Annotated in this window: 1 protein-coding gene; it reads right to left on the bottom strand. The window is 66.6% G+C overall.

Features of this window, described 5'->3' with window-relative positions; all coding sequences use genetic code 11:
• Positions 1 to 416, bottom strand: a 416-nt coding sequence (locus tag MHA02_RS21920; RefSeq protein WP_147082703.1) for an IS110 family transposase, incomplete at its 3' end; no start/stop codon positions are given.
• Positions 417 to 652: the final 236 nt, after the last annotated feature.

The raw sequence follows: 652 nt of genomic DNA, 5'->3' as shown, positions 1-652 counted from the left end.
CCGATGATCTGCCGCCGCCGGCTCACGAGCTCGGCGAAGTAGCTTCTCTCCGGCTCGGGCAGAGGTCTGGCTGGTGGTCTGATGCGTTCGGCGAACAGGGCGATCACCTCAGCGTCGAGCGTGTCGGTCTTGGCCAGCCGGCCCATGGCTCTGGCGAAGTCGCGAATCTGGCGCGGGTTGACGATGCAGAGCGGTAGTCCGGCCGCTGCGAGCGCTGCAGCGACGCTCGCCTCGAAGCCGCCCGTGGCTTCCAGGACGACGAGGGCAACCGGTAGGCTGCTGAAGCGGTGCGCGAGGGCCTCCAGCGCCTTCGCATCCCGAGCGACCTGGAAGGCTTCGTCCGTCGGCCTGAGATGAACGTCGAGACGGTCCTTGGACACGTCGATTCCGACGAAGATGGTGAGTTGTTCGTCCATGACCCTACCTTGCAAATGCGGGCTCGGGCCCGAGCGGCTGTCCGGGTTTGGGACTGTGGCGGTGAGGGTCGCTCCATGCTCTGTCGCGGGCTTGACAGCCCAAGGCGAACGCGGGCTGACCCTCACCATGTAGCTTCGCTGGCTTCGCGCCGGCGGGCAACTCCGAGATACAAGGCGATCCGTCGGGCAATCCAAGCTCGTCAAGAGAGCGTGAGAGCCGCCGCCAAGCGGCACGG

Origin of the sequence: Methylobacterium haplocladii, assembly GCF_007992175.1 — a bacterium.
GTDB classification, from domain to species: Bacteria; Pseudomonadota; Alphaproteobacteria; order Rhizobiales; family Beijerinckiaceae; genus Methylobacterium; species Methylobacterium haplocladii.
This window is presented reverse-complemented; position numbering and strand designations above follow the sequence as displayed.